The organism is Streptomyces sp. NRRL F-5630, assembly GCF_000719475.1.
GTDB lineage: Bacteria > Actinomycetota > Actinomycetes > Streptomycetales > Streptomycetaceae > Streptomyces.
In genome coordinates, this window is the sequence record NZ_JOGO01000007.1 from 36,298 (window position 1) to 63,025 (window position 26,728).

23 protein-coding genes are annotated in these 26,728 nt (G+C 73.7%); 7 read left to right on the forward strand and 16 right to left on the reverse strand.

Features of this window, described 5'->3' with window-relative positions; translation table 11 throughout:
- Positions 1–195: 195 nt before the first annotated feature.
- A complete protein-coding gene (locus IF99_RS0105190; protein ID WP_030995136.1) occupies positions 196–3,111 on the forward strand; it encodes a penicillin acylase family protein in 2,916 nt (971 codons plus the stop codon).
- A gap of 67 nt (positions 3,112–3,178) precedes the next feature.
- Here the strand turns inward: IF99_RS0105190 and IF99_RS0105195 are convergent, their stop codons facing one another.
- A complete protein-coding gene (locus tag IF99_RS0105195) occupies positions 3,179–4,423 on the reverse strand; it encodes an exo-beta-N-acetylmuramidase NamZ domain-containing protein (protein ID WP_030995137.1) in 1,245 nt (414 codons plus the stop codon).
- A 171-nt stretch (positions 4,424–4,594) separates the two neighbouring features.
- On the opposite strand from IF99_RS0105195, the gene IF99_RS0105200 reads away from it, so the two are divergent.
- The 3 genes from IF99_RS0105200 (at position 4,595) to IF99_RS0105210 (ending at position 7,748) form a co-directional block, all read left to right on the forward strand.
- Positions 4,595–5,356, forward strand: a complete 762-nt coding sequence (locus IF99_RS0105200) for an SDR family oxidoreductase (protein WP_030995138.1) — start codon at positions 4,595–4,597, stop codon at positions 5,354–5,356.
- Positions 5,353–7,005, forward strand: coding sequence for a class I adenylate-forming enzyme family protein (locus IF99_RS0105205; RefSeq protein WP_030995139.1), 1,653 nt, complete (start codon positions 5,353–5,355; stop codon positions 7,003–7,005). The genes IF99_RS0105200 and IF99_RS0105205 overlap by 4 nt, the downstream gene beginning before the upstream one ends.
- A 149-nt stretch (positions 7,006–7,154) precedes the next feature.
- Positions 7,155–7,748: a TetR/AcrR family transcriptional regulator gene (locus tag IF99_RS0105210; protein WP_030995140.1), complete on the forward strand. Its 594-nt coding sequence runs from the start codon at positions 7,155–7,157 to the stop codon at positions 7,746–7,748.
- Between the two features lie 98 nt (positions 7,749–7,846).
- On the opposite strand, the gene IF99_RS0105215 is transcribed toward IF99_RS0105210, so the two are convergent.
- From IF99_RS0105215 to IF99_RS0105245, 7 genes are all read right to left on the reverse strand, one after another.
- Positions 7,847–9,061, reverse strand: coding sequence for an acyl-CoA dehydrogenase family protein (locus IF99_RS0105215; protein WP_030995141.1), 1,215 nt, complete (start codon positions 9,059–9,061; stop codon positions 7,847–7,849).
- A 3-nt stretch (positions 9,062–9,064) separates the two neighbouring features.
- Complete coding sequence (locus IF99_RS0105220; RefSeq protein WP_030995142.1) at positions 9,065–10,096, reverse strand: phosphotransferase family protein; 1,032 nt, start codon at positions 10,094–10,096, stop codon at positions 9,065–9,067.
- Positions 10,097–10,287: 191 nt separating this feature from the next.
- On the reverse strand, positions 10,288–11,139 hold the full coding sequence (locus tag IF99_RS0105225) for a phosphotransferase family protein (RefSeq protein WP_030995143.1): 852 nt from the start codon (positions 11,137–11,139) through the stop codon (positions 10,288–10,290).
- 4 nt (positions 11,140–11,143) lie between these two features.
- Positions 11,144–11,476 (reverse strand): DUF202 domain-containing protein, encoded by a 333-nt coding sequence (locus IF99_RS0105230; RefSeq protein WP_030995144.1) that lies wholly within the window; start codon positions 11,474–11,476, stop codon positions 11,144–11,146.
- Positions 11,473–11,871, reverse strand: a complete 399-nt coding sequence (locus IF99_RS0105235) for a YidH family protein (protein WP_030995145.1) — start codon at positions 11,869–11,871, stop codon at positions 11,473–11,475. Before IF99_RS0105235 ends, IF99_RS0105230 begins: the two co-directional genes overlap by 4 nt.
- On the reverse strand, positions 11,861–12,397 hold the full coding sequence (locus tag IF99_RS0105240; protein ID WP_030995146.1) for an NUDIX domain-containing protein: 537 nt from the start codon (positions 12,395–12,397) through the stop codon (positions 11,861–11,863). The genes IF99_RS0105235 and IF99_RS0105240 overlap by 11 nt, the downstream gene beginning before the upstream one ends.
- 198 nt (positions 12,398–12,595) lie before the next feature.
- Positions 12,596–13,501, reverse strand: a complete 906-nt coding sequence (locus IF99_RS0105245) for a DMT family transporter (RefSeq protein WP_078654994.1) — start codon at positions 13,499–13,501, stop codon at positions 12,596–12,598.
- Positions 13,502–13,764: 263 nt separating this feature from the next.
- On the opposite strand from IF99_RS0105245, the gene IF99_RS0105250 reads away from it, so the two are divergent.
- Complete coding sequence (locus tag IF99_RS0105250) at positions 13,765–15,420, forward strand: FAD-binding dehydrogenase (protein WP_030995148.1); 1,656 nt, start codon at positions 13,765–13,767, stop codon at positions 15,418–15,420.
- Between the two features lie 90 nt (positions 15,421–15,510).
- Here the strand turns inward: IF99_RS0105250 and IF99_RS0105255 are convergent, their stop codons facing one another.
- Entirely contained in the window at positions 15,511–16,905 is a 1,395-nt protein-coding gene (locus IF99_RS0105255; protein ID WP_030995149.1) for a GntP family permease, read from the reverse strand.
- Positions 16,906–17,005: 100 nt separating this feature from the next.
- A complete protein-coding gene (locus tag IF99_RS0105260) occupies positions 17,006–17,539 on the reverse strand; it encodes a gluconokinase (protein ID WP_030995150.1) in 534 nt (177 codons plus the stop codon).
- Positions 17,540–17,679: 140 nt separating this feature from the next.
- On the opposite strand from IF99_RS0105260, the gene IF99_RS0105265 reads away from it, so the two are divergent.
- Positions 17,680–18,381, forward strand: a complete 702-nt coding sequence (locus IF99_RS0105265) for a FadR/GntR family transcriptional regulator (RefSeq protein ID WP_030995151.1) — start codon at positions 17,680–17,682, stop codon at positions 18,379–18,381.
- 45 nt (positions 18,382–18,426) lie between these two features.
- On the opposite strand, the gene IF99_RS0105270 is transcribed toward IF99_RS0105265, so the two are convergent.
- From IF99_RS0105270 to IF99_RS0105280, 3 genes are all read right to left on the reverse strand, one after another.
- Positions 18,427–18,855, reverse strand: coding sequence for a YchJ family protein (locus IF99_RS0105270; RefSeq protein ID WP_030995152.1), 429 nt, complete (start codon positions 18,853–18,855; stop codon positions 18,427–18,429).
- Positions 18,856–18,897: 42 nt separating this feature from the next.
- The gene (locus IF99_RS0105275) at positions 18,898–19,644 is read right to left on the reverse strand and encodes an SDR family oxidoreductase (protein WP_030995153.1); all 747 of its coding nucleotides are present in this window, start codon (positions 19,642–19,644) and stop codon (positions 18,898–18,900) included.
- A gap of 172 nt (positions 19,645–19,816) precedes the next feature.
- On the reverse strand, positions 19,817–20,440 hold the full coding sequence (locus IF99_RS0105280) for a histidine phosphatase family protein (RefSeq protein ID WP_030995154.1): 624 nt from the start codon (positions 20,438–20,440) through the stop codon (positions 19,817–19,819).
- A 79-nt stretch (positions 20,441–20,519) separates the two neighbouring features.
- Here IF99_RS0105280 and IF99_RS0105285 point away from each other — a divergent pair, with 79 nt between their 5' ends.
- A complete protein-coding gene (locus IF99_RS0105285; protein ID WP_030995155.1) occupies positions 20,520–21,398 on the forward strand; it encodes a DMT family transporter in 879 nt (292 codons plus the stop codon).
- Between the two features lie 105 nt (positions 21,399–21,503).
- Here IF99_RS0105285 and IF99_RS0105290 read toward each other — a convergent pair whose 3' ends face one another.
- From IF99_RS0105290 to IF99_RS0105300, 3 genes are all read right to left on the reverse strand, one after another.
- Positions 21,504–23,174 (reverse strand): class I adenylate-forming enzyme family protein, encoded by a 1,671-nt coding sequence (locus IF99_RS0105290; protein ID WP_030995156.1) that lies wholly within the window; start codon positions 23,172–23,174, stop codon positions 21,504–21,506.
- A 73-nt stretch (positions 23,175–23,247) separates the two neighbouring features.
- Positions 23,248–24,492, reverse strand: a complete 1,245-nt coding sequence (fabF, locus tag IF99_RS0105295; RefSeq protein ID WP_267882231.1) for a beta-ketoacyl-ACP synthase II — start codon at positions 24,490–24,492, stop codon at positions 23,248–23,250.
- Positions 24,493–24,564: 72 nt separating this feature from the next.
- A complete protein-coding gene (locus IF99_RS0105300; protein ID WP_030995158.1) occupies positions 24,565–26,637 on the reverse strand; it encodes an FAD-dependent oxidoreductase in 2,073 nt (690 codons plus the stop codon).
- Positions 26,638–26,728 lie beyond the last annotated feature (91 nt).

Genomic DNA, 26,728 nt, shown 5'->3' on the forward strand with positions numbered 1-26,728 from the left:
GGGGTGCCGTCGTTCCGACGAGGCAGCCCCTCGTTCGGCTCCCTCGGACGAGGGACGGCTTTGCGTCGATCCTGCGAACAGGCCCACCGACCCATCCCCCCGTGGGGCATACCGGCGGTAACCTCCCGTTCACCCTCGTCGGGAGCTTCACCCCTGTCGGGAGCTTCACCCTTGTCGGGAGCGATTGGAGCCAGGATGCGGAGCCGCACCCCCCACCACGGCCGACTCGTCGGCCGCAGCTCGACGCCCAAAGCCCGTACCGCCTCAGCCCGTACCGCCGTCTCGTCCCGCGTCACCCGTACCACGCGAAGAACCACCACCTTCGTCGCCGCCGCCGTGTTCGCGCTCACCGCGGGTCTGCTGAGCCCGCTCGCGGCCGGGACCGCCGTCGCCGCCGGGGACCCGGACGACTACTGCGACCAGCAGTGCGCGGACATCCTGCCGCCGGGAGCCAACGGCAGCGCGACGCTCGCGGAGATCCTCGCCCACAAGGTCTTCGGCACCCAGCCCCAGCACGCGGAGGACCAGCTCGCCGCCTACGACTCCCTGTCGTCCGGGTACCCCTCCCTCACGGACGCACAGCTCGGAGATTTTTTCGACGACGCCTCCTTCGGGGTGAGCAAGGCGGAGACCGAGTCCGTGACCTCGCCGCGCGCGGACGTCACGATCACGCGGGACAAGAAGTACGGCATCCCGCACATCAAGGGCACGACCCGCTACGGCACCGAGTTCGGCGCCGGGTACGCGGCCGGGCAGGACCGCATGTGGCTCATCGACCTCTTCCGGCACATCGGCCGCGGCGAGCTGACCTCCTTCGCGGGCGGCGCGCTCGCCAACCAGGGCCTGGAGCAGGAGTTCTGGCCGCAGGCTCCCTACACCGAGGACGACCTCCAGAAGCAGGTCGACTACATCCGCGCCCACAACGGCGCGCGCGGCGAGCAGGCCATGAACGACGCGCAGGCGTACATCGACGGCCTCAACGCCTACCGCGAGAAGGCGAAGAAGGGCCGTTACTTCCCGGGCGAGTACGACCTGACGGGCAAGATCGACCCGATCACCAACGCCGGTGACATCGAGCCGTTCAAGGTCACGGACATGATCGCGCTCGCCTCCGTCGTCGGCGGCCTCTTCGGCAACGGCGGCGGCGGCGAGGTCGACCAGGCGCTCTCGCTCCTGTCGGCGCAGCAGAAGTACGGTGTCGAGAAGGGCACCCGGGTCTGGGAGTCCTTCCGCCAGCGCGACGACCCCGAGACCGTCTCCACGATCCACGACGGCACCGCCTTCCCGTACGCCGGGAAGCCGGAGAACGCCGCCGGGCTCGCCCTGCCCGACGCCGGTTCGGTCACGAAGGAGCCCCTCCTCTTCGACCGCACCGGCAGCGCCGCGCAGGCGGAGCCCGCGAAGGACCCGGTCGAGGCGCCGAAGGAACTCAAGCCCCTGCAGGGCGTCTTCGACGACGGCGTCCTGCCGAGCGACCTGTTCTCCGGGGACGCGAGCAGGAAGGGCATGTCCAACGCGCTGCTCGTCTCGGGCGAGAAGACCGCGAGCGGCCACCCGATCGCCGTCTTCGGCCCGCAGACCGGCTACTTCGCCCCGCAGCTGCTCATGCAGCAGGAACTCCAGGGCCCCGGCATCAGCGCGCGCGGCGTCTCCTTCGCGGGCGTCGGCATGTACGTCCAGCTCGGGCGCGGCCAGGACTACTCGTGGTCGGCGACGAGCGCGGGGCAGGACATCACGGACACGTACGCGGTCGAGCTGTGCGACACGGACGGCTCGGCGGCCACGAAGGACTCGACCGGCTACCGCTACCACGGCACCTGCACGCCGATGGAGAAGCTGGAGCGCGTCAATTCCTGGAAGCCGACCCTCGCGGACTCCACCGCGAAGGGCTCCTACCGGATGCGGGTCTTCCGCACGCACTACGGCATCGTGACCCACCGCGCGACGGTCGGCGGCAAGCCCGTCGCGTACACCTCGCTGCGCTCCACGTACCGTCACGAGGCCGACTCCATCGTCGGCTTCCAGATGCTCAACGACCCCGGCTACGTCAAGGACGCCGAGAGCTTCCAGGACGCCGCGAGCCACATCGCCTACGCCTTCAACTGGTTCTACGCCGACTCGCGCGACATCGCGTACTACAACTCGGGCTCCAACCCCGTGCGCGCCGCGAACGTCGACGGCACCTTCCCGGTGAAGGCCGAACCGGCTTACGAATGGAAGGACTTCGACCCGGCCGACAACACCTCGGCCCTCACCCCGCCCGAACAGCACCCGCGGTCGGTCGACCAGGACTACTACGTCTCCTGGAACAACAAGCAGGCCAAGGGCTACACGGCGGCCAACCTGAGCCTCGGCTCCGTGCACCGCGCCGACCTGCTCGACGACCGGGTCAAGGCCCTCGCCGACAAGGGCGGCGTCACCCGCGCCTCGCTGACCCGCGCCATGGCCGACGCGGCGGTCACCGACCTGCGCGGCGAGGACGTCCTGCCGACGCTGCTCAAGGTGATCCGCACCCGCCCCGTCACCGACCCGGCCCAGGCCGCCGCGGTCCAGCGACTGGAGTCCTGGCTCGACGACGGGGCGCGGCGCCAGGAGACCTCGAAGGGCTCCAAGAAGTACGGGCACAGCGACGCCGTGCGGATCATGGACGCGTGGTGGCCGCGCCTGGTCGAGGCCGAGTTCAAGCCGGGACTCGGGGACGGGCTCTACTCCTCGCTCACCTCGCTCCTCACCGTGGACGAGTCCCCCTCGGCCGCGCACGGCCCGACCGGGGCGCACGCCGGCTCCGCCTTCCAGTACGGCTGGTGGGGCTACGTCTCCAAGGACCTGCGCGCCGTGCTCGGCGAGACGGTCGAAGGCCCGCTCGGCGCGAAGTACTGCGGCGCCGGCGACCTGAGCGCCTGCCGTACGACGCTCCTCACGACGCTCGCGGAGGCGGCCGCCGTCCCCGCCGGCCAGGTCTACCCCGGGGACGACTCCTGCGCGGCGGGCGACCAGTGGTGCTCGGACGCGATCGTCCACCGCGCCCTGGGCGGCATCACGCACGCCCCCTTCCAGTGGCAGAACCGGCCCACCTACCAGCAGGTCGTGGAGTTCCCGCGGCACCGCTGAGGCACAGCCGAGGCACGGGGGAGGGGCGGCGGCCCGCGCGGGCCGCCGCCCCTCCCCCCAGCGCCTCTCACCTGTACAGGAGGTACTTCCGCCGCGTCCGCCGGAAGCGCGCGAGCTCGGCAGCCCACGCCGCCGTGATCGCGTCCGTGCCCGCCCCCGCGTCGACCATCTTCCGCACGGTCGCGGACCCGCTCAGCCGGTCGATCGCCAGGTCCTCGCGCCAGGCGAAGTCCGGCCACACCTTCTTCGCCGTCACGAGCAGCCCGATGCCGGTCCGCACCGGCTCGAAGACCTCGCGGTCGGTGACGTGCACCTGCACGCCGCCGATCGTCTCGCCCGTGAACTTCGAGAAGGAGGGCGCGAAGTACGCCTCCCGGAAGCGCACCCCGGGCAGCCCCAGCGCGTTCGCCTCCGCCGCCCAGCGCGCGTCGATCCCCTTGGCGCCGAGGAGTTCGAAGGGCCGCGCCGTGCCGCGCCCCTCGGAGAGCGTCGTGCCCTCGAACAGGCAGGTGCCCGGGTAGACGAGCGCCGTGTCCGGGGTCGGCATGTTCGGGCTCGGCGGCACCCACGGCAGCCCGCTCGCGTCGTAGAAGTCCGTACGCCGCCAGCCCCGCATCCGCACCGTCTCCAGGCGCACGGGCTTCGCCAGGAACTCCCCGTTGAAGAGCCCCGCCAGCTCCGCGACCGTCATCCCGTGCTGCTGCGCGATCGGCTCGCGTCCCACGAAGCTCGCGAACTCCTTGTGCAGCACGGGCCCGTGGGCATCCCGGCCGCCCAGCGGATTGGGCCGGTCGAGCACCACGAACCGCTTCCCCGCGAGCGCCGCCGCCTCCATGCAGTCGTACAGGGTCCAGATGTACGTGTAGAAGCGCGCCCCGGCGTCCTGGATGTCGAAGACCACCGTGTCCACGCCGGAGGCCGTGAAGATGTCCGCGAGCTCCCGGCCGCTCTTCAGGTACGTGTCGTAGACGGGCAGCCCGGTCGCCGGGTCGGTGCTCCTTCCTTCCGAGCCGCCCGCCTGCGCCGTACCGCGGAAGCCGTGCTCGGGCCCGAAGACCGCCGTGAGCCGCACGCGCGGCTCGGCGTGCAGGACGTCCACGAGGTGGCGCAGGTCCCGCGTCACGCCCGTCGGGTTGGTGACGAGACCGACCGTTCTGTCCGCGAGCAGTCGGTACCCGTCCTGCGCGAGGACCTCGAAACCGGTGCGGGTGCCACGCGGCGCGGCGGCGGCGGGGGAGCCGAGCGCCGGGGCGAGGGCGCCCGCGCCCGCGAGCCCGCCCGCCGCCAACAGCCCTCTTCTGGACAGGTTCATGCCATGCCTTCCACGATCGCCGGGTACTCGGGTGCCCCGCACGCTAGCCCCTGGCCCCGCGCGTGGCCATGCCCGCCGCGCCCCTGTCGCACCCCTTCCCCCCTGACATACCGACTGGTTAGTCTGCCCGGAACGGAACGCCTTGGAAGCCGAGTCGAAGGAGACCCGCTCGTGGAATCCCTGAAGGACGCCGCCGTCGTCGTGACCGGCGCGGGAGCCGGGATCGGCGCCGCGCTCGCCCGCCGGTTCGCCGCCGAGGGCGCGCGGGTCGCCGTCAACGACCGCGACCCCGAGCGCGCCGCGGCCGTCGCCGAGGAGATCGGCGGGACCGCCGTCCCCGGTGACGCCGGGACCGTGGCCGGGAAGGCGCGCGAGGCGCTCGGCGGACGCGTCGACGTCTACTGCGCCAACGCGGGCGTCGGCGACCCGGGCACCGAGGCCGCCCCGGCCCAGTCCTGGGCCCGCGCCTGGGACCTCAACGTCATGGCCCACGTCCGCGCCGCCGAGACCCTGCTCCCCGACTGGCTGGAGCGCGGCACGGGCCGCTTCGTCTCGACCGTCTCCGCCGCCGGGCTCCTCACCATGATCGGCTCGGCCCCGTACAGCGTCACGAAACACGGCGCCCTCGCCTTCGCCGAATGGCTCTCCGTCACCTACCGCCACCGCGGCCTGCGCGTCCACGCCGTGTGCCCCGAGGGCGTCCGCACGGAGATGCTCGACGCGGCAGGGAGCGCGGGCGATCTCGTCCTGCGCCCCACCGCCGTCGAGCCCGCGGCCGTCGCCGACGCGCTCCTCGCCGCGATGGCCGAGGACCGCTTCCTCGTCCTCCCGCACCCGGGCACCGCCGCCCACTACCGCGCCCGCGCCACGGACCCGGACGCCTGGCTCACCTCGATGAACCACCTCCAGCAGAAGTGGGAGGCCCGGCGGTGACCACCTCGCCCTACGCGGCGAAGCCCTGGCTCGGCCTGCTCAGCGAGGCCCAGCGGCAGCCCGTCGCCCCGCCGCCCTCGACCGTCCACGCCTTCCTCGCCGTCGCCGCCGCCCACCCGGAGCGCACCGCCCTCGCCTACTTCGACGGCCGCCTCGGCTACGCCGAGACCGAGGCCCTGTCCGCCTCCGTCGCGGGGCACCTCGCCGCGCGCGGCATCCGCCCCGGCGACCGCGTCGCGCTCATGCTGCAGAACACCCCGCACTTCGTCCTCGCGCTCCTCGGCGCCTGGCGCGCGGGCGCCGTCGTCGTGCCCGTCAACCCGATGTACACGACCGGCGAGGTACGGCACGTCTTCGGCGACGCGGGCGTGAGCGCCCTCGTCTGCTCCGACCGCGCCTGGGAGGAGTACCTGCGCGAAGCCGTCGAGGGCAGCCCGGTGCGGTTCGCGCTCACCGCCGACGAGCACGGCTTCCAGACCCGTGAGGACCGCCGCGTCCTCACCTGGGAGGCGCTGCCGCGCCCCGAGGACACCGAGGACCTGGAGGCGGTCGCCCGCGCCGGGCACCCCGCCCCGGACCTCGTACTCCCCGGGGGCGCCGACACCGCGCTCATCAGCTACACCTCCGGTACGAGCGGCACGCCCAAGGGCGCCACCAACACGCACGCGAACATCGCCTACAACGCCGAGCGCCAGCGCACCGGGTCCGGCATACCCGAGGGCGCCGGCTACTTCGCGCTCGCGCCGCTCTTCCACATCACCGGCATGGTGTGCGAACTCGCCGCCTGCCTCTTCAACGCCGGCACGCTGATCCTCACCCACCGCTTCGAGCCCGGCACCGTGCTCGACGCCTTCGCCGAGCACCGCCCCGCCTACACCGTCGGCCCGGCGACCGCCTTCATGGCCCTCGCGGCCCGCCCCGAGGCGACCCGGGACCACTTCGCCTCCTTCACCTACGTGGCTTCCGGCGGCGCCCCGCTCCCGCCCGCCCTCGTCGACGACTTCGCGGACCGCTTCGGCCCCTACCTCCACAATGGCTACGGCCTCACCGAGTGCACCGCCCCCTGCGCCTCCGTGCCACCGGGCCGCCGCGCCCCCGTCCACGAGGAATCGGGCACCCTGGCGGTCGGCGTGCCGGGCCCCGAGACCGTCGTGCGCATCCTCGACGACGAGGGCCACGAGGTCCCCCTCGGCCGCAGCGGCGAGATCGTCGTGAGCGGTCCGCAGGTCGTCCCCGGCTACTGGCAGCGCCCCGAGGCGACCACGGAGACCTTCCCGGGCGGCGAACTGCGCACCGGGGACATCGGCCTCATGGACACGGACGGCTGGCTCTACGTCGTCGACCGCAAGAAGGACATGATCAACGCCTCGGGCTTCAAGGTGTGGCCGCGCGAGGTCGAGGACGTCCTCTACACCCACCCGGGCGTGCGCGAGGCGGCCGTCGTCGGCGTCCCCGACTCCTACCGGGGCGAGTCCGTCAAGGCGTACGTGAGCCTGCGCCCCGGCAGCCCGGCGGACGCCGCCGCGCTCGTCGCGTACTGCCGCGAGCGCCTCGCCGCGTACAAGTACCCGCGCGAGGTCGAGATCCTGCCGGAGCTGCCGAAGACGACGAGTGGGAAGATTCTGCGGCGGGAACTGCGTTCCCGCTAGGGCGTGTCTTCAATTTCGCCTCGTCGCCCGCAGGGGGCCGTGCGGCGTCCGGTGCGGCGAGAGTGCGTACCGGGCGTCGCACGGCAGAGGCGAGAGTGAAGACAGGCCCTGGAACGAGCGGGAACGGAACGCGAAAGGCGGCGGCAGCGGTGGCCAGGACGACGGAGGGGGACGGCACCCCCGTGCCCCAGCGGCTGCTCGCCGCCGCGACGCGGCTCTTCGCCGAGCAGGGCTACGACCGCACCTCGGTGCAGGAGATCGTGGAGGCGGCGGGGGTCACCAAGGGGGCCCTCTACCATTACTTCGGGTCGAAGGGGGACCTCCTCCAGGAGGTCTACGCCCGCGTCCTGCGCCTCCAGCAGCAGCGCCTCGACACGTACGTGAACGCGGACGGGCCGGTCGCCGACCGCCTGCGCGCAGCCGCCGCCGACGTCGTCGTCACCACGATCGACAACCTCGACGACGCCGCGATCTTCTTCCGCTCGATGCACCACCTGAGCCCCGCCAAGAACAAGGAAGTGCGCGCCGAGCGCCGCCGCTACCACGAGCGCTTCCGCGCCCTCGTCGAGCTGGGCCAGCGCGAGGGCGTCTTCTCCACGGCGACCCCCGCCGACCTCGTCGTGGACTACCACTTCGGCTCGGTCCACCACCTCGCCACCTGGTACCGGCCGGGCGGCCCGATGGGCCCCCAGGAGGTGGCGGACCACTTGGCGGACCTGCTGCTGAGGGCGCTGCGGCCGTAGCAAGCCCGCGCCCGTTTCGAGCCTGTCCGGCCCTTGAGGACACCGCGCGCAGCGCGAGAGGGGCCCGCCCCGCAGGGGCGGACCCTTCTCCGTACGGCTCACGCGAACCGTTTCAGCTCCCGCCGCGCGAGCGACCGCTGATGCACCTCGTCCGGCCCGTCCGCGAGCCGCAAGGTCCGGGCGGCGGCCCACAGTTCGGCGAGCGGGTAGTCCTGGCTCACCCCGCCCGCCCCGTGCAACTGCACCGCCCGGTCGAGGATCTCGACCACCGCGCGCGGCGTCGCGATCTTGATCGCCTGGATCTCGGTGTGCGCCCCCCGGTTCCCCACCGTGTCCATGAGCCACGCCGTCTTCAGCACGAGCAGCCGCAACTGTTCGACGGTCACGCGCGCGTCCGCGATCCACTCGCCCACGACGCCCTGCGCGGCGAGCGGCTTCCCGAAGGCCGTACGGGACAGCGCGCGCTCGCACATGAGGTCGATCGCCCGCTCGGCCATCCCGATGAGCCGCATGCAGTGGTGGATGCGCCCGGGGCCGAGCCGCGCCTGCGCGATCGCGAAGCCGCCGCCCTCCTCGCCGACCAGGTTCCCGGCCGGGACCCGCGCGCGGTCGAAGACGACCTCCGCGTGCCCGCCGTGCGCGTGGTCCCCGAAGCCGTACACCGACATCGCGCGCCGCACCTCGACGCCCGGCGTGTCGCGCGGCACGAGGATCATCGACTGCTGGCGGCGGATGTCGGGCCCGTCGGGGTCCGTCTTTCCCATCACGATGAAGACGGCGCAGTCCGGGTTCATCGCCCCGGAGATGTACCACTTGCGGCCCGTCACGACGTAGGCGTCGCCGTCCCGCTCGACGCGCGTCTCGATGTTCGTCGCGTCCGAGGAGGCCACGTCCGGCTCGGTCATCGCGAACGCCGAGCGGATCTCGCCCGCCAGCAACGGCTCCAGCCACCGCTTCTTCTGCTCCTCGGTGCCGAACTGGTGCAGCACCTCCATGTTCCCCGTGTCGGGCGCGGCGCAGTTCGTCGCGAGCGGCGCGAGGTGCGGGCTGCGCCCGGTGATCTCGGCGAGCGGCGCGTACTGGAGGTTCGTCAGCCCGGCCCCGTACGCGCTGTCGGGCAGGAACAGGTTCCACAGTCCCTGGCCTCGCGCCTCGGCCTTCAGTTCCTCGATGACGGCCGTCGTGCGCCACGGCGAGTCGAGCGCGGCGCGCTGCGCGGCGTCCGTCGCCTCGGCCGGGTAGACGTGCGCGTCCATGAAGGCGAGCAGTCGCGCCCGCAGTTCCTCGGTACGGGCGTCGAAGCCGAAGTCCATGGTTCAGCCCTCCTTGAGGGTGGTGAGGCCGTGGTGCAGGAAGACGGGGACGAGTTCGCCGATGCGGTCGAAGCCCGCGCCGACGGTCTGCCCGCGCGTGTAGCGGTAGTGGATGCCCTCCAGGATCACGGCGAGCTTGAACCAGGCGAAGGCCGTGTACCAGGGCAGTGCCGAGACGTCCCGGCCCGAGCGGGCCGCGTACCGCTCGATCAGCTCGCCGGCCGACGGGTGCCCGGGCGCGGACGCGCTCGTCGAGATGGGCGAGCCCGGCAGCGCGAGCGGTGTGCTGTACATCGCGAGGAGGCCGAGGTCGGTGAGCGGGTCGCCGAGCGTGGACATCTCCCAGTCGAGCACGGCCGTGATGCGGTCGTCGGCGGCGACGAGGACGTTGTCGAGCCGGTAGTCGCCGTGCACGACCGTGGGCGCGGGGGAGCGGGGCAGCCGGGCCGCCAGCGCCTCCTGGAGCTGGTCGGTCCCCGGCAGCTCGCGGCTGCGCGAGGCGTCGAGCTGCTTGGCCCAGCGGCGAAGCTGCCGCTCCAGGAAGCCGTCCGGGTGCCCGAAGTCGCCGAGCCCCACCGACGCGGGGTCCACCGCGTGCAGGTCCACGAGCGTGTCCACGAGCGAGAGCACGGTGGCGCGCGTGCGCCCGGGGCCGAGCCCGGCCAGCTCGTCGGCGGTGCGGTACGGGGTGCCCTCGACGAAGTCCATGACGTAGAAGGGCGCCCCGAGCACCGCTTCGGCGCTCTCGCCCTCGCACAGCAGCACCGTCGGCGGCACCGGCACGGGCGTCCCCGCGAGCGCCGTCATCACGCGGTACTCGCGGCGCATGTCGTGCGCCGTCGCGAGCACGTGGCCGAGCGGCGGGCGGCGCACGACCCAGCGGCGCGTCCCGTCCGTCACCGCGTACGTCAGATTGGACCGGCCGCCCTCGATGAGCCGCGCCCGCAGCGGCCCCGCCACGAGACCGGGCCGCTCCCGGTCCAGGTACGCGCGCAGCCGCCCGGGGTCCAGGCCCGGCGGGGGGTCCTCACTCATGCTCGACTCCTTCACTCGCTTCGAGACCGGGGCCTCGGGGTCCGGGAACATCAGACGCGGGTCAGCGGGCCCGGGTCCTCGGGTCCGGGTCATCAGGCTCCGGGGTCATCATGCCGACTAGTCGGTATGTCGTCCAGGGGTGGGGGATGAGCGACCGCCTGATCCGCCCCACGAGCCCGTACGGGCGGGCGTCAGCGCTCCTGCCCGAGCAGCGCGTCGAGCCGCGCCGCCTGCGCCCGCACCGTGCCGCGCGGGTTGCGCGGGCGCGCCGGGTCGTCGCGCGTCAGCATGAGCAGCCAGACCAGGGCGATCAGCCGCCGGCACTCCAGGAGCCTGACCCGCTCGCCCGCGTCCAGCGGCACGAGACCGAGGAACTCCTCCGCGTCGAAGACCGTGCCGGGATCGACCCACGAGCCGACGTGCTCGGTGATCTCGGCGAGTTCGAAGGCCCGGTCGCTGCGCCCCGACTCCTCGAAGTCGACGACGCGCACCCGCTCCCCGTCCCACAGGAAGTTGGCGAGGTTCCCGTCGCCCTGCCCGAGCACGGGTTCGAGCCCCGCCTCCTCGGCGACCGCGGGCCAGGGCCGCTCCAGCCACCGCATCCCCTCGGCGAGCACGGCCGCCACGGCGGGCTCGCGCGCCGCGGGGGTGCGGCGCGCGTACCACTGCCGGACGCGCGCGGTCGCCTCGGCCCGTCCCGCGCGCCGCTCGGGCAGCGCGGCGGCGGCAGCGGGGGGCACGGCGTCGAGCAGCCGGGCCACGGAGTCCGCGAGCGCCACGAGCGGGGCGCCCACCACGGCGGTGCCCCGCAGGGGCTCGCCGGGCAGCCGGGTCATGACGAGGTCCGGATGCCTGCCCGGGGTCCGGCGCAGCGGGCGCGGGGCGAGGCCGGGCGCGTGCCGCTGGAGCAGGGCGAGGGCCCGCCACTCGCGCTCGGCGGGTTCCGCCTGCGTGTCGTGGTACCGCTTGGTCACCTCGTCGGTGCCGAGCCGAAGTTCATGGGTGTGCCACCGGGGCGTCGTGCGCCGTACCCGTACCGTCACACTGTCAGAGGATCACAGGAACCGCCGCGAGCGCCAGGGTTCCGGCGCAGCAGGCGGCGAGAAGGGCCGAGCGGGGCGAGAGGGCGGCCGGACGCGGTGCCGCGAGGGCCCGCGCGCGCCGCGTCGCGAGGGCGAGGAACACCAGCACGGGCACGACGCAGGCCACCCACGCGAGGGGCACCCCGTGCGCGAGCGCCGCCTTGAGCGCGAGGACCCCGGCGACGGTCGCGGAGAGCACGGTACGCCGCCAGGCGAGGCGGGTCCGCTCGGGCTGGAGCCCGGGATCGCGCGCGAAGCCCGCGTCGCCGCCCGCGCCCCTCCCGTTCAGCCCGCTCACCCCGCGAGGCCGAAGACCACGACGACGACCATCACGACGGCGACCGCCGCGATGACGAGGCCGAGCAGCACGGGGAAGCGCGTCACCGGCAGGTCCTCGCCGTGCCGCATCGCGCGCTCGCAGCGCAGCCAGTGCACGACCGCGCGCAGCGCGCACAGCACCCCGCAGCCGAGCAGCGCGAGCGCGAGCCCGACGCGCCACCCCCAGCGCAGGTCGGGGAGGAACTGGTCGACGGCGAAACCGCCGCCGACGAGGGCGAGCGAGGTGCGCAGCCAGGCGAGGAACGTGCGCTCGTTGGCGAGCGAGAACCGGTAGTCGGGCGTGGTGCCCTCGCGGGTCACACCGGCCGGGGAGAGGAGGCGCCGCAGCAGTCCCTCCCGCTGCTCAGCGGCCATCGTGCGCCCGCAGCCGGTGGTACGCGGCGAGACCGTCGGGCACCCAGGGCCATTCCCCGAGCCTGGCCTCCAGTTCCTCGTCCGTCAGGAAGTCGTGCCAGGCGACCTCCTCGGCCTGCGGTGCGACCGGCAGCGCGCAGCGGACGTCGTAGACGGCCGACCACCAGGAACCGGTCGAGGCGTCCTCGTACAGGAAGCGGAAGAGCGGTTCGGGCCGGTCGAGCCCGCTCACCCCCAGTTCCTCCTCCGCCTCGCGCAGCGCGGCCTCGTCGTAGGACTCGCCGGCCCCCACGACACCGCCGACGAACATGTCGTAGTACGAGGGGAAGACGAGCTTGCCGGGCGTCCTGCGGTGCACGAAGATCCGCCCGCGCTCGTCCCTGACCCGGATGAACACGCAGCGGTGCCGCAGGCCCCGCGCGTAGACGTCCCCGCGCCGGGCCTGCCCGGTCACGCGGTCGTCCGGGTCCACGACGTCGAGGATCTCGTCGGCGGGGTCGGCGGGTGTCTGATGCACGGAAGCCATGGAGCCATCCAACCACCGCGTCCGGGGGCGCGTGGGGAGAGGGAGGCCCGCGCGGGCGAGTCCCGTGCGGGGCCCCGCACGGGCGTGGTCTCGTCGGGCTCGTCAAGGGGCTCCCTCGGAATGGCCGGGCAGTCGCCTCCGGCCTCCCGTGGCGGCTCCGGCCTCCCCGAAGCACTCCGGCGCCCGAGGGGTTCCGGTTCAGCCCGGTTGCAGGTCCCTCTCCGGTTGCGGCGGTTCCGCGTTCCCGGAGGGCATCGCGGGGTGCCGGCCGAGGAGCACGATGCCCACCACGATCGCCGCGAGTCCCGCCGCCTCGCCCGCGAGCGCTCCCGCGTCCATGCGGAGCTGGTCGCCCAGGAAGCCGACCCCGCAGACGATCCCGGCGAGCGGCTGCGTCGCCGAGAGCGCGGGCAGCGAGGTGCGCAGCGGGCCCGCCTCGAAAGCGCTCTGCACGAGGACGAGCCCGCTCACGCCGAGCGCCACGACGACGTACGGCTCCCACGTCAGGACGAGCGCCCCGAAGCCCCCCGTGCCGAAGACCTCGCCGCTCACCCGGGTGAGCGCGTCCTGCACCCCGTACAGCAGGCCCGCGCCCGTGGCGAGGAGCGCGGGCGCGGCGGTGAGGCGGGAGCGGCGCGCGTACGCGGCGAGGAGCAGCGCGATCCCGAGCATGAGCCCGATGATGAGCCAGCGCCGCAGCGGGTCGGTGATCGCGTCGCCGCCGCGCGGGCGTCCCGAGAGGATGAACGCGGCGACCCCGCCGGTGAGCAGGACGAGCCCGCCCCAGCCCTGCCGGCCGAGCGGCTGCCCCGTCTGCCAGCGCGAAAGGGCCATCGCGAAGAGGAGGTTGGTGGCGAGGAAGGGTTCGACGAGGGAGATCTCGCCGTCGCCGAGCGCGAGCGCGCTGAGGACCATGCCCGTCACCATGAGCCCGATGCCCGCGAGCCAGCGCGGCTTGCGGACCAGGACGAGGAGGATGCGCGGCGAGAGGAAGGCCCCGGGCGGGGCGTGCTGCGCGGCGTTCTGCTGGAAGACGAAGCCCGTGCCCAGGCAGAACGCGGCGGCCACCGCCAGGACCAGGACCAGTACGGACACGTCGCGCACCTCAACACCGGGTGGGGGGTGGCTGCCGAGGCGACGATATCGCCCCGTCGCCCCTTTCGCCCGACGGGTACCCGCTTCCGGAGGGTTGACGCGAACGCTTCCGGACGCTTGAGGCGGGGCCCTCCGGACGGTTGACGCGACCGGGTGGCACGGCCAGGATCGGACGGGAACTGACTCACCGGTAACCCTGGCGGAGCCGGCGGGAGGCGCCGCCCCGTACGGACTCCCCGCGCCCGCGGGCCTCACAGGACAGGAAGAGCCGCATGGCCTACGACGCGGACGTCATCGTGATCGGCGGGGGACTGGCGGGGCTCGCGGCGACCGCCGAACTCGCCGACGCGGGACGCAAGGTGATCCTCCTCGACCAGGAGCCCGAGCAGTCGCTCGGCGGCCAGGCGCACTGGTCCTTCGGCGGGCTCTTCCTCGTCGACTCGCCCGAGCAGCGCAGGCTGCGCATCCGCGACAGCCACGAGCTGGCGCTCCAGGACTGGATGGGCACGGCGGGCTTCGACCGCGAGGAGGACCTGTGGCCGCGCCGCTGGGCCGAGGCGTACGTGGACTTCGCGGCCGGTGAGAAGCGCGCGTGGCTGCGCAAGAGGGGAGTGCGGCTCTTCCCTGTCGTCGGCTGGGCCGAGCGCGGCGGCTACGACGCGGGCGGCCACGGCAACTCCGTACCGCGCTTCCACATCACGTGGGGCACGGGCCCCGGTCTGCTCGCGCCCTTCGTGCGGCGCGTGCGCGAGGCCGCGGCGCGGGGGCTCGTCGAGTTCCGCTTCCGGCACCGCGTCACCGGGCTCGCGCGCCGGGCGGGCAGTGTGGACACGGTGAGCGGGGAGGTCCTGGAGCCGTCCGGCGTCGCGCGCGGCACCGCGAGCAGCCGCACCGTCACGGGCTCCTTCGAACTGCGCGCCCAGGCGGTGATCGTCACGACGGGCGGCATCGGCGGCAACCACGACCTCGTGCGCGCGGCGTGGCCCCCCCGGCTCGGCACCCCGCCCGAGAAGCTGCTCTCGGGGGTGCCCGCGCACGTCGACGGGCTCATGCTCAAGGTCGCGGGCGACGCGGGCGGCCACCTCATCAACGGCGACCGCATGTGGCACTACACCGAGGGCATCCAGAACTGGAACCCGATCTGGGCCAAGCACGGCATCCGCATCCTGCCGGGCCCCTCCTCGCTGTGGCTCGACGCCGAGGGCAGGCGCCTCCCCGTGCCGCTCTTCCCCGGCTTCGACACGCTCGGCACGCTCGACCACATCATGAGCACCGGGCACGGCTACACGTGGTTCGTCCTCAACCAGCGCATCATCGGCAAGGAGTTCACGCTCTCGGGCTCCGAGCAGAACCCGGACCTCACGGGCAGGTCCGTGCGCGGCGTCGTCGAGCGCGCCCGCGCGGCGGTCCCCGGCCCGGTCAAGGCGTTCATGGACCACGGCGCGGACTTCGTCGTGGAGAAGGACCTCGGGGCGCTGGTACGGGGCATGAACGCGCTCACGGACAAGCCCCTCATCGAGGAGGAGGCCCTGCGCCGGGTCCTCGTCGAGCGCGACCGGGAGATCGCCAACCCCTTCACGAAGGACCTCCAGGTCACGGCGATCCGCGGTGCGCGGAAGTTCCTCGGGGACCGCCTCGTCCGCGCCGCCGCGCCGCACCGGGTCCTCGACCCCGCGGCGGGCCCGCTCATCGCGGTGAAGCTGCACATCCTGACCCGCAAGTCCCTGGGCGGCCTGGAGACCGACCTCTCCTCGCGCGTCCTCACCGAGGCGGGCGACCTGCTCCCCGGCCTCTACGCGGCGGGCGAGGCGGCGGGCTTCGGGGGCGGGGGCGTCCACGGCTACCGCTCCCTGGAGGGGACCTTCCTGGGCGGCTGCCTCTTCTCGGGCCGCACGGCCGGCCGGGCGGCGGCGAAGGCGGTCTCCTGAACGGACGGCGGCACGGCCGGCTGGGCCGCACGCGTGAGGGGCGGGCCCGTACCTCCGGGCCCGCCCCTCACGCACGTCCGCGCGTCGCCGCTACAACACCAGCGACAGCAGCAGGACCATCACCAAGCCCATGACCGACAGGATCGTCTCCATGAACGACCACGTCTTGACGGTCTGGCCCACGTCGAGGCCGAAGTAGCCCTTCACGAGCCAGAAGCCGGCGTCGTTGACGTGGCTGAAGAAGAGCGAGCCCGCGCCGATCGCGAGGACCATGAGCGCCACGTGCGTCGTGGACATGCCGTCGGCGAGGCCCGAGGCGAGACCGGCGGCGGACACCGTCGCGACGGTCGCGGAGCCGGTGGCGAGGCGGATGATGACCGCGATGAGCCAGGCGAGCAGGAGCGCCGGGATCGACCAGTCCTTGGAGATGTCGAGGATCATCTGGCCCACGCCCGCGTCCACGAGCACCTGCTTGAAGCCGCCGCCGGCGGCGACGATGAGGAGCACGCCCGCGATCGGCATGAGCGACTTCTCGACGGTCTCGGAGAGCCGGTCCCGCGTGAAGCCGGCCGCGCGGCCCAGCGTGAAGAGGCCGAGCAGGCAGGCCACGAGGAGGGCGAACATCGGGTTGCCGATGACGTCGAAGACGCGCTGCGTCAGGTCGGCCGGGTCGTCGACGATGATGTCGACGATCGCCTTGAGCAGCATGAGGACGACGGGCAGGAGCAGCGTCGCGACGGTGGCGAAGAAGCCGGGGGTCTTCTCCAGGTCGTCGCTCGCGCGCTTCGGCGTCATCGCCTCGGGGGCCTTCACGTCGACCCAGCGGGCCGCGTACCGCGCGAAGAGCGGGCCCGCGACGATCACCGAGGGGATCGCGACGACGATGCCGAGCGCGAGCGTGATGCCGAGGTTGGCGTGGAGGGCGTCGACGGCGACGAGCGGACCGGGGTGCGGCGGGACGAGACCGTGCATGACCGACAGACCCGCGAGCGCCGGGATGCCGATCCGCATGAGCGAGTAGTTGCCGCGCTTGGCGACCATCAGGACGACGGGGATCAGCAACACGATGCCGACCTCGAAGAAGATCGGCAGACCGATCACGGCCGCGATGAGCACCATGGCCCACGGCATCTTCTTCGGGCTCGCCTTGGCGATGATCGTGTCCACGATCCGGTCGGCGCCGCCGGAGTCGGCGAGGAGCTTGCCGAGGATCGAGCCGAGCGCGATGAGCACGCCGGTGCTGGCCACGGTCGAGCCGAGGCCGGTGGTGAAGCTGGTGATCGCCTTGTCGAGCGGGGCGCCGGCCACGGCGCCGAGCACGAGCGCGCCGATCGTCAGCGCCAGGAAGGCGTGAAGCTTGAACTTCGCGATGAGGACGACGATGACGGCGATGCCGAGCACGACGGCTATCCCGAGCTGGGCGTTGCCCGCCGAGGTGATCGGCTCGGCGTCCGCTGCCAGCATCTCGACGCTGAGACTGGTCACGGTCTTTTCCTTGGGGGAGTGGGGATGGGGAGAGGAGGGGTGTGGGGGAGGGGCGGATCAGCCCATGGGGGGAAGGCGTTCCGGGGCACGGCGCGCCCGGTCAGGGCGCGGGTTCGGGGGCGGGCGCGGAGGCCGAGGGTCCGAGGGCCGCCACGGCGCGCGCGGCGATCTCCTCGGGAGTGCCGCGCACGTCGACCTCGACCCCGTTCTCGTCGGGACCGAGCGGCTGGAGCGTCGCGAACTGCGAATCCAGGAGCTTGGTCGGCATGAAGTGGCCCTGACGGTGCCCCATGCGGTCCGCGATGAGCGCCCGGTCCCCGGTGAGGTGGAGGAAGACGAGCCCGGGGGCCTCGGCACGCAGCCGGTCCCGGTAGGAGCGCTTGAGCGCGGAGCAGCTGACCACTCCGCCCCGGTCCGCCCGTCCGTGCGCCCAGCGTCCGATGGCGTCGAGCCACGGGGCCCGGTCCGCGTCGTCGAGCGGGGTCCCGGCGCTCATCTTGGCGATATTCGCCGGGGGATGGAAGTCGTCGCCCTCGGCGTACGTGACGCCGAGCTGTGCGGCCACCAGTGGCCCGATGGTCGTCTTGCCGGTACCGGCGACGCCCATCACCACGACGACAGGGGGGGTGCTCATCGCTGCCTCGTTGTCCTTCGCTGTCTTCTTCGACCTCGTCTGTGCACGCCACTGAAACCCACACGTCATACTTATTCAAGAGAATGTGACGTAAAAGTCTTACGTATTGCGGTGTGCGCAACGCGCCGTACGCTGAGCCCATGACTTCGCAGGACGGGGGCCTCCACGGCCGCGTACTCGACCACCTGGGCAAAGCCATCACGGGCGGGGAGTACCCGCCGGGCAGCGTGCTGCGCGGCGACGCCCTCGCCGAGCGCTTCGAGGTCTCGCGGTCGGTGATCCGCGAGGCGGTCCGGGTCCTGGAGGCGATGCGCCTCGTCAGCTCGCGCCGCCGCGTCGGGGTCACGGTCCGCCCCATCGAGGAGTGGAACGTCTACGACCCGCGCGTCATCTCCTGGCGCCTCGCGGGAGCCGACCGGCCGCGCCAGCTCCGCTCCCTGACGGTCCTTCGGTCCGCCGTCGAACCGATCGCGGCGGGGCTCGCGGCCCGCCACTGCACCCCTGAGGAGTGCGCGGCGCTCACCGAGGCGGCCCTCGGCATGGTCGCCACCTCGCACGGACGGCGCCTGGAGGCGTACCTCGTGCACGACGTCGAGTTCCACCGCATCGTGCTGACCGCCTCGCGCAACGAGATGTTCGCGCGCCTCGGCGACGTCGTCGCCGCCATCCTCACCGGGCGCACCCGCCACCAGGTCATGTTCGAGGACCCCGACCCGGCCGCCGTGACGCTGCACGTACAGGTCGCCGAGGCGGTACGGGTGCGGGACGCGGCCCGCGCGGAGGCGCTGACGCGCGAGATCACGGTGGGCGCGCTGCACGAACTGGACGTGCTGGCACCCTGAACCCGTCGCGGCCGGAGGGCCCCGCCCCCTCCCGGCCGGGAGCGCTCAGTCCAGGAAGTCCCCGTCCACGTACACCCATTCCCCGCCCACGCGCGTGAAGCGGCTCCGCTCGTGGAGCGCGCCCGGGGTGCCGCCCTCGCGGTAGCGGGCGCGGAAGGTGACGGTGCCGTCCTGGTGGAAGGCCGAACCCCGCTCGCTCGCCTCGATCTCCAGGCCCTCCCAGCGCGTCCCGCCGTCGAGCCCGATCACGGGCGGACACGTGTCCGGGTGCCAGCTGCGCCGCAGATACGCCTCGTCGCCCACGACGAAGGCGCTGTACCTGGCCCGCATGAGGTCCTCGGCCCGCGCCGCGACCCCGCCCGCGTGCAGCTTCCCGCAGTGCTCCGGGTACGGGGCGGGACTCCCGCAGGGGCAGGTGGCGGGGACGGTACGGGCCGCCGCGGGGGCGGTACGGGATGCTTTACGACGGGCCATGCCGCCCATTGTGCCGGTGCCCGCCCCGTGCCCGCGCCGTGCCTAGGCGGGCCAGGAGTCGCGCAGCCACTCGTCGAACGTGGTCGGCGCGATCGTCGCGTCGTGCGGCGCGGTCAGCTCGGCCCCCGGGACGGCGGCGAAGATCCCCGCCTGCTCGTCGGTCACGACGGCCCGCCCGTCGGGGTGCAGGGCGAGCACGTGCCGGGCGAGGTCGTCGAGGGCGAGGGACTCGGGCCCCGCCAGGTTCGCGCGGGCCCGCGTCGGCGGGCCGAGCACGACGTCCACGAGCACGTTCACGACGTCCGCCGCCGCGACGGGCTGGAGCGGCGTGGGCGGCAGCCGCACGACGCCGCGTTCCGTGGTCCAGTCCATGACGTCGGGGATGAACTCGTGGAACTGCGTGGCCCGCAGCACCGACCACGGCACCCCCGAGTCGGCGAGGGCCTGCTCCTGGTACGCCTTCGCCGCGTAGTAGGGCACCTGGGGCACGTCGTCGCAGCCGACGATGGAGAGCACCACGAAGTGCCCGACACCGGCCGCGCGCCCCGCCTCGACCATGTGCGCCATGGCCGCTTCCTGGAACCGCAGCGAACTCTCGTCGAAGGCGGGTGGCGTGGAGACGTCCACGCACACCTCACAGCCTTCGAGCCCCTCGCGCAGCCCCTCACCCGTGACGACGTCGACCCCGGCGGAGCGCACGAGGGCCACTCCCTGGTGCCCGCCCGCCCGGAGGTGCGCGATGAGCCGCGAGCCGACGCGGCCCGTGCCGCCGATGACACCGACCTTCATGGCGAATCCTCCCGGGGTGGCGGACAGGCTCTTCCCTCCACGCTAGGTCCCGCGCTCCCGGGACGCCTCCCGGGCAAGGGGGCCGCGCCCTGCCGGGCCCCGGGGCCTCAGTCCTCCGGCGTCCGAGGAGCGGGTGCGGGGGCGCGCCCCGGGCCCTCCGCCCGAGGACGGGTCAGGCGCCCCGGTCCTCCGACGTCACGTTCCACGCCGAGATCACCGGCCTGCCGTGCTCCGTCCCCAGCCGGCTCAGCGAGCCCACGTCCAGGCGGAAGAGCGCCCCGGCGGACACGTCCAGGCCGAGCCTGCGCGCGGTCAGCGCCCGCAGGAAGTGCGCGTGCGCGACCAGCACCACATCGCCGCCCTCCCCGTCGAGATCCGCGTCGCGCAACGCCTTGTCGACGCGCGCGAGGACGCGGTCGGCCCGCTCGCTCACCTGCTTCGGCGTCTCGCCCGGGTGCTCCGCGGGCCCTTCGTCGACCCCGTCGCGCCACAGGTCCCAGTCGGGCCGCTCCTGGTGGATGCGCGCGGTCGTCACGCCCTCGTACGCCCCGTAGTCCCACTCGTGCAGCTCCGGGTCCGTGAACGTGTCGCCGAGGCCGGCGAGGCGCGCCGTCGTCACGGCCCGCTGCATCGGGCTCGTGACGGTGAGCGCGATCCTGCGCCGGGCGAGCAGCGGCGCGAGGGACCGCGCCTGTTCCTCGCCGCGCGCCGTGAGCGGCAGCTCCGTGTAACTCGTGTGCTTGCCGGTCAGGCTCCACGCGGTCTCGCCGTGCCTGACCAGGATCACTTCACCCATGGGGTCACTCCTTGCTCGTACCCTCCAACCCTGCCACCGACTGCCTCATTCCATCCGGCGCCCCTCGCCCGCACGGCGCATGATGGTCCGTGTGATCAGCGTCCTGTTCGCCGTGCTGACGGCCATCAGCAACGGCACCGCGTCCGTGCTCCAGCGGCGAGCCGCCGCGACCGTCCCCGACCGCGACGTGCTGCACGCGTCGCTGATCGTGAAACTGCTGCGGCAGCGCGTGTGGCTCGCGGGGATCGGCATGGTGCTCGTGGCAGCGGCGTGCCAGGCGGTCGCGCTCGCGACGGGGCCGATCGCCGTCGTCCAGCCGATCTTCGTGATCGAACTGCCCGCGACGCTGCTCCTCGCCGGTCACCTCTTCCGGGTGAGGCTCGGCGCGCGCATCTGGACCGGGGTCATCGCGGTGTCGCTCGGCCTGGCGCTGGGCATGGCGAGCGCGGCCCCCGGTGGCGGCACGGAACGGGTGCACGGCCTGACCTGGCTGCCGGCCCTCGTCGTGACGGGCCTCTTCGAGGCGCTCGTCCTCGGCCTCGCGCTGAGCACGAGGGGCAACCCCCGTGCCGCCCTCCTCGGCCTCGCCGCCGCGTGCGGCTACGCGCTCACGGCGGCCCTCATGAAGGACGCGCTGGCCCGCCTGGAGAACGGCGGAGGACTCGCGGCGCTCTTCTCCAGCTGGCAGCTGTACGGAACGGCTGTGGCGGGCGTCGGCGCCCTCTTCCTCCTCCAGAACGCCCTTCAGGCGGGCTCCCTCGCCGCGTCCCAGCCGATGCTGACCCTGGGGGACGCCCTGATCAGCATCGTCTACGGGGTGGTCCTCTTCGGCGAACACCTCCGCACCGGCTGGTGGCTCCTCCCGGAACTGGCCGGAGCGGCGCTGATCGCGGCGGGCGTCGCGGAACTGGCCCGCTCGCCGCTGGCCCAGGGAGCGGTGTCCCGCGCGAAGACGTGACCCACGGGCGGGCGGGAGCGGGGCCCGTGTCCTCAGCCGCTGCGGCGCCCGCGGAGCGGGGCCCGGGGCGGCGCCCCGGAACCCCGCGGGGGCCGCACCCGTCGGCTACCGGCCCACCCGCTCCAGCAGCCCGGCCGCCGCGTCCGCGGAAACCCGCTCCCGCAACTGATAGTGGATCTTCTTCCCCGTCGACGTCACCGGCAGCGCCTCCACGAAGCGGTAGGCCCTCGGCCTCTTGTACGCCGCCAGCATCGGGTGCGCCCGGCAGTGCTTCTCCAGGTCCTCCACCGTCACGGCCGCGTCCTTGCGCACCACGTACGCGGTGACGAGCTGGCCCCACTCCGGGTCCGGCGCCCCGACCACCGCGGCGTCCGCGACGCCCGGGTGCTCGTTGAGCACCTCCTCGACCTGCACCGGGTGCACGTTCTCGCCGCCGGAGAGGATCATGTCGTCGCGGCGCCCCACGATCGTCACGTACTCGTCCTCGTCCCACGTCGCGAGGTCGCCGATGTACAGCCAGCCCTGCCGGAAGTTCTCGGCCTGCTCCTCCGGGCGCCCGATGTAGCCGTAGCCGGACTTCGGCGAGCGCACGATGACCTCGCCGATCTCGCTGCCGTCCTTCGCCGCGAGGTCGTCCGGCTCGGCGCGCCGGTCCTCGTAGACCTTCACGACGGCGACGTCGTCGTCCGTGCAGGCGCGGCCCGCGCTGCCCGCGTGGACGGGGAGGTCGGCGGGGCGCAGGAACGTGTTCCAGAAGGCCTCGGTCGTCCCGTACCCGTTGAAGATCCGCGGCGTCAGGACCTCCTGGTACCGCAGGCAGGCGGCGCGGTCGAGCGGCGCGCCCATCGTCACGATGCCGCGCAGCGTGGACAGGTCGCGCGGGCGGCGCTCCTGCGCGTCCGCGAGCCGCTCCAGATTGGTCGGCGCCCCGATGAGGAAGGTGATCCCCCGCTTCTCCACGAGGTCGAGCACGGTGTCCGCGTCGAAGTGCCGCAGCGGCACGACCTCGCCGCCGACGTAGAAGACCGGGTTGGGGCCGCCCGAGTAGAGTCCGCCGCGGTGGAACCACGGGGACATGTTGAGGGTGCGGTCCTCCGGCGAGAGCGGGAAGTGCATGATCACGTCGTGCGCCGAGAGCACCTCGACCGCGTTGTTGAGCGGCACGCCCTTCGGCAGGCCCGTCGTGCCCGAGGTGTACAGGCGTGTCGTCTCCGTGTAGATCCCGGCCTCGGGGGCGTCCGGCAGGGCCTGTCCGGCGCCTCGCTCGGCGAGTTGCACGAAGGGCAGGGAGCCGGGCAGCGGGTGGTCCCCCTCCTGCCCCGAGGGCACGTGCACCACGAGCTTCGGCGCGTGTCCGGCCCGCTCCAGGGCCTGCCCGGCGAACTCGGCGACGGAGGTGTCGTACACGAAGACGGCCGGCCGCCCCGTGTCCAGGATGTGCGCCGTCTCTCCCGGGGCGAGCCGGAAGTTCACCGGTGAGCCCACCGCGCCCAGGCGCTGCGTGGCGAGCCAGAGCAGGGCGAACTCGGGCCCGTTGAAGAGCTGGTAGGCGACGAGGTCGCCGGGCCCGACCCCGTGGGCGGCGAGCCCGGCGGCGAGCCGCTCGACCTCCTCGCCCAGTTCCGCGTACGTCCAGGTGCGGCCCGTGGCGGGGTCGGACATCGCGGTGGAACGGGCGTAGCGGTGCGTGTTGCGCGCGAAACCGGCCCAGTAGGTGAAGCGCTGCTCGAAGACGTCCCGGAAACCTGTCGGGTCGTAGGCGGGGGTGGTGTTCATATCTGTGTCTCGCGTATCTCGCGTATCGCGGAAAAGGCCGGGTGCGGAATGAGGACCGCGGGCACGGCGGTGCTCAGACCGCTCTCAGCACGGCGACGCAGTTCTGGCCGCCGAAGCCGAAGGCGTTGACGGCCGCCGCGCGGACGTCCGCCTTGCGGGCGGTGTGCGGGACGTAGTCCAGGTCGCACTCCTCGCCCGGCTGGTCGAGATTGATCGTGGGCGGCACGACGCCGTCCCGGATGGCGAGCGCGGCGACCATCGCCGAGAGCGCCCCCGCCGCGCCGATGAGGTGACCCACCATCGACTTCGGGGAGCTGACGAGGAGGTCGTAGGCGCTGGTGCCGTACACCTCGCGGATCGCCTTGGACTCGGTGAGGTCGTTGATGCGGGTGCTCGTGCCGTGCGCGCAGATGTAGTCCACGTCGCTCGCCACCGTTCCCGTGCGCTCCAGCGCCTGCCGCATCGCGGAGACGGCCCCCGCCCCGGACGGATCGGGCGCGCTCACGTGGAAGGCGTCCGAGGTGAGCGCCCCGCCCGCGACCTCCGCGTAGGGGCGCGCGCCGCGCGCGGCGGCGTGCTCGGCCGACTCCAGGACGCACACGACGGCGCCCTCGCCGAAGACGAACCCGTCCCGGTCCGCGTCGAAGGGCCGCGAGGCCCGTTCGGGCTCGTCGTTGCGCTTCGAGAGCGCGCCCATGTTCGACAGCCCCTGGAACATGACCCGCGTGATCGCCGAGTCCGTGCCGCCCGCGAGGACCACATCGGCCTCGCCCGACAGGATCAGCCGCCGCGCCTCCAGGAGCGCGTACACGCCGCTCGCGCAGGCGAGCGCGCTCGCCGTCACCGGGCCGCGCACCCCGAGGTCGATCGCGACCTCGCAGGCAGGCATGTTCGGGATGACGGACGAGACGAAGTACGGGGAGATCGTGCGCGGATCGGCGTGCATCTGGTCCACCGCGCGCTCGACGCCGTCCATCCCGGCGACCGCGTTGTTCAGGACGACGCCGACGCGGTCCGCGTTCACCCCCTCGCCGCCCACCGTGAGCGAGGCGTCGGCGACGGCCTCGCGCGCGGCGGCGATCGCGAGCTGCGAGAAGCGCGCCGAGCGGCGCTCGCGCTTGCGGTCGAGCAGGGCGGAGGGGTCGAAGCCCTTCACCTCCCCCGCGATCGTCGTCGGCAGCCCGGTCGCGTCGAACGCGGTGAGGGGCGCGATGCCCGACCTCCCCGCGAGGAGCGCCTGCCACGTGCTCTCCCGGTCGTTGCCGACCGGAGTGAGGGCCCCGAAGCCCGTCACCACGACTTGTCGATTGCTCTGCACGTACTCCTCCTGGAAAACAGACCAAAGAAAACAGACCAGCGAAAGCCGGCCGCGCACGCGACCGGTGACCCCCTACCGCCCGTCGAGCAGGCGGTGCGCGGCGCGCAGCCCCTCGGCCGTCGCGCGCACCGCGTTGAGCGCGCCCGTGCCGGCGGCACCGCCCGCCACCTCGAAGGGCACCCCCGCGTGCCGCAGCGTCACCGCCACGTCCCGCTCGGGCTCCTGCCCCGTGGCGAGCACGACGTGGTCGGCGGCGATCAGCTCCGTACCGCCCCCCGCGTCCCGCACCACCACGCCCTCCCGGGTGATCTCCTCGACCCCCGTCTCCGTCAGGAGCCGCACCCCGGCCGAGCGGAGCTCGTCGAGCACGACCCACCGCGTCGAGGGACCGATGCCCGCGCCCATCCGCCGCCCGCGCCGCACGACGGTGACCTGCCGGGGGACCGCGGAGGTGGTACGGGGCGCGAGCGCCGCGTCGCGCCCCCCGGCGCCCGCGGCCGTCAGCGCGTGCCGCGCAAGAAACGCCTCCGGGGTCCGCTTGAGCTGCGGGTCCGCCGTCAGCAGGTGCGCGAGGTCCACGCCGACCCCGCCCCCGCCGATGATCGCCACCCGCGGCCCGAGGGCCTCCGGGTCGGCGAACGCCTGCTGGTAGTCGAGGACGTGCGGCAGCGCGGCCCCCGGCAGGTCGGGGCGGTGCGCGAGGACCCCGGTCGCGAGCACGATCCCGTCGAGACCGCCCAGGTACGCGAGGTCGCGGTGCCCCACCCGGTGCCCGAGCCGCAGCGGCACCCCCAGCCCGGCCAGCTCGCGCACGTGGTGACGGACCGTCTCGCCGAAGTCCTCCTTGCCCGGCACCCGCGCCGCCCAGCGGAACTGCCCGCCCGGCTCGCTCTCCGCCTCGAAGACCTCGACCTCCTGGCCGAGCCGCGCGAGCGTCCGCGCCGCCTCCAGTCCGGCCGGGCCCGCGCCGACCACCGCGTACCGGCCGCGCCGCTCCCGCACCGTCAGCGGGAACTCGGCCTCGTACCCGGAACGCGGATTGACCAGGCACGACACGCGCTCGGTGCCGAAGGACCTGTCGATGCACGCCTCGTTGCACGCGAGGCACACGTCCACCGTGTCCGGGCGGCCCGCACGCGACTTCGCGACGATCTCCGGATCGGCGAGGAAGGGCCGCGCGAGCGCGACGAAGTCCACGTCCCCCGCCGCCAGCACCTCGTCGACCTGCGCGAGCCGCGAGTAGCGGTTCGACGCGATGACGGGCAGCGCGCCGTGCCCGCCCGCGCGCAGCGCCCGCTTCACGTCCTTCGCGTACGTCGCCCACGTCCCCGCCGGGACCTGCGCCTGCACGGTCGGCACGGGCGACTCGTGCCACCCGATCCCCACGGCGAGCGCGTCCACGCCCGCCTCCGCGAGCGCCACGGCGAGCGCGCCGACGTCCTCGCGCGGCGTTCCGCCCTCGACGAGATCGGCGCCCGACATGCGGAAGAGCACGGGGAAACCGGCGCCGACCGCCGCACGCACCGCCGCCGCCACCGCGACGGGGAACCGGCGCCTGCGCTCCGGGTCCCCGCCCCACTCGTCCTCGCGCCTATTGGTGAGCGGCGCCGTGAACTGGTTGACGAGGTAGCCCTCGGAGCCCATCACCTCGACCGCGTCGAAGCCGAGTTCCACGGCCCGCCGCGCGGCCCGTGCGAAGTCCTCGACCGTCGCGGCGATCCGCGGCCCGCTCAGCTCGCGCGGGGTCGTGCGCGTGAAGCGGCTCGCGACCGGCGAGGGCGCCCAGCCGGGCCCGCCGTCCGTGCCGGGCGCGCCGGGCAGCGCGTACCGGCCGGCGTGGAAGAGCTGGAGCGCGATGAGCCCGCCCGCCTCGTGCACCGCCGCGGCGGTACGGCGCAGCGCCTCCTCGTGCGCGGGCTCCCCGGCGACCCCGTACCCGGGACCGCCCGCGCCCTCGGGGCTCACCGCCGTGCCGCCCGTGACGAGCAGCGCCGCGCCGCCACGCGCGCGTTCCGCGTAGAACGCGGCGAGCGCCGCGCCCCCGTCGCCGAGCGTCTCCAGGTTCAGGTGCATCGCGCCCATGACCACCCGGTGCGGCAGACGCAGGCGGCCGAGCGTGCCGGGGCGGAAGACGTGGTCGAACATGGGCCTTCTCCTCGCTTCCGGCCCCGGGGCGGACTCCCCGGGGTCCGGGTGGTGAATGCCCGGCGGGCGGGGCGAGCGCTCCCGGGCCGGC

Bases quoted from the DNA above. Each gene is read 5' to 3' on its own strand.
- IF99_RS0105190 (WP_030995136.1), top strand. From the start codon at position 196: ATGCGGAGCCGCACCCCCCACCACGGCCGACTCGTCGGCCGCAGCTCG.
- IF99_RS0105195 (WP_030995137.1), bottom strand. From the start codon at position 4,423: ATGAACCTGTCCAGAAGAGGGCTGTTGGCGGCGGGCGGGCTCGCGGGC.
- IF99_RS0105215 (WP_030995141.1), bottom strand. From the start codon at position 9,061: ATGGACTTCGGCTTCGACGCCCGTACCGAGGAACTGCGGGCGCGACTG.
- IF99_RS0105220 (WP_030995142.1), bottom strand. From the start codon at position 10,096: ATGAGTGAGGACCCCCCGCCGGGCCTGGACCCCGGGCGGCTGCGCGCG.
- IF99_RS0105235 (WP_030995145.1), bottom strand. From the start codon at position 11,871: ATGGCCGCTGAGCAGCGGGAGGGACTGCTGCGGCGCCTCCTCTCCCCG.
- IF99_RS0105240 (WP_030995146.1), bottom strand. From the start codon at position 12,397: ATGGCTTCCGTGCATCAGACACCCGCCGACCCCGCCGACGAGATCCTC.
- IF99_RS0105250 (WP_030995148.1), top strand. From the start codon at position 13,765: ATGGCCTACGACGCGGACGTCATCGTGATCGGCGGGGGACTGGCGGGG.
- IF99_RS0105260 (WP_030995150.1), bottom strand. From the start codon at position 17,539: ATGAGCACCCCCCCTGTCGTCGTGGTGATGGGCGTCGCCGGTACCGGC.
- IF99_RS0105265 (WP_030995151.1), top strand. From the start codon at position 17,680: ATGACTTCGCAGGACGGGGGCCTCCACGGCCGCGTACTCGACCACCTG.
- IF99_RS0105270 (WP_030995152.1), bottom strand. From the start codon at position 18,855: ATGGCCCGTCGTAAAGCATCCCGTACCGCCCCCGCGGCGGCCCGTACC.
- IF99_RS0105275 (WP_030995153.1), bottom strand. From the start codon at position 19,644: ATGAAGGTCGGTGTCATCGGCGGCACGGGCCGCGTCGGCTCGCGGCTC.
- IF99_RS0105280 (WP_030995154.1), bottom strand. From the start codon at position 20,440: ATGGGTGAAGTGATCCTGGTCAGGCACGGCGAGACCGCGTGGAGCCTG.
- IF99_RS0105285 (WP_030995155.1), top strand. From the start codon at position 20,520: ATGATGGTCCGTGTGATCAGCGTCCTGTTCGCCGTGCTGACGGCCATC.
- IF99_RS0105290 (WP_030995156.1), bottom strand. From the start codon at position 23,174: ATGAACACCACCCCCGCCTACGACCCGACAGGTTTCCGGGACGTCTTC.
- IF99_RS0105300 (WP_030995158.1), bottom strand. From the start codon at position 26,637: ATGTTCGACCACGTCTTCCGCCCCGGCACGCTCGGCCGCCTGCGTCTG.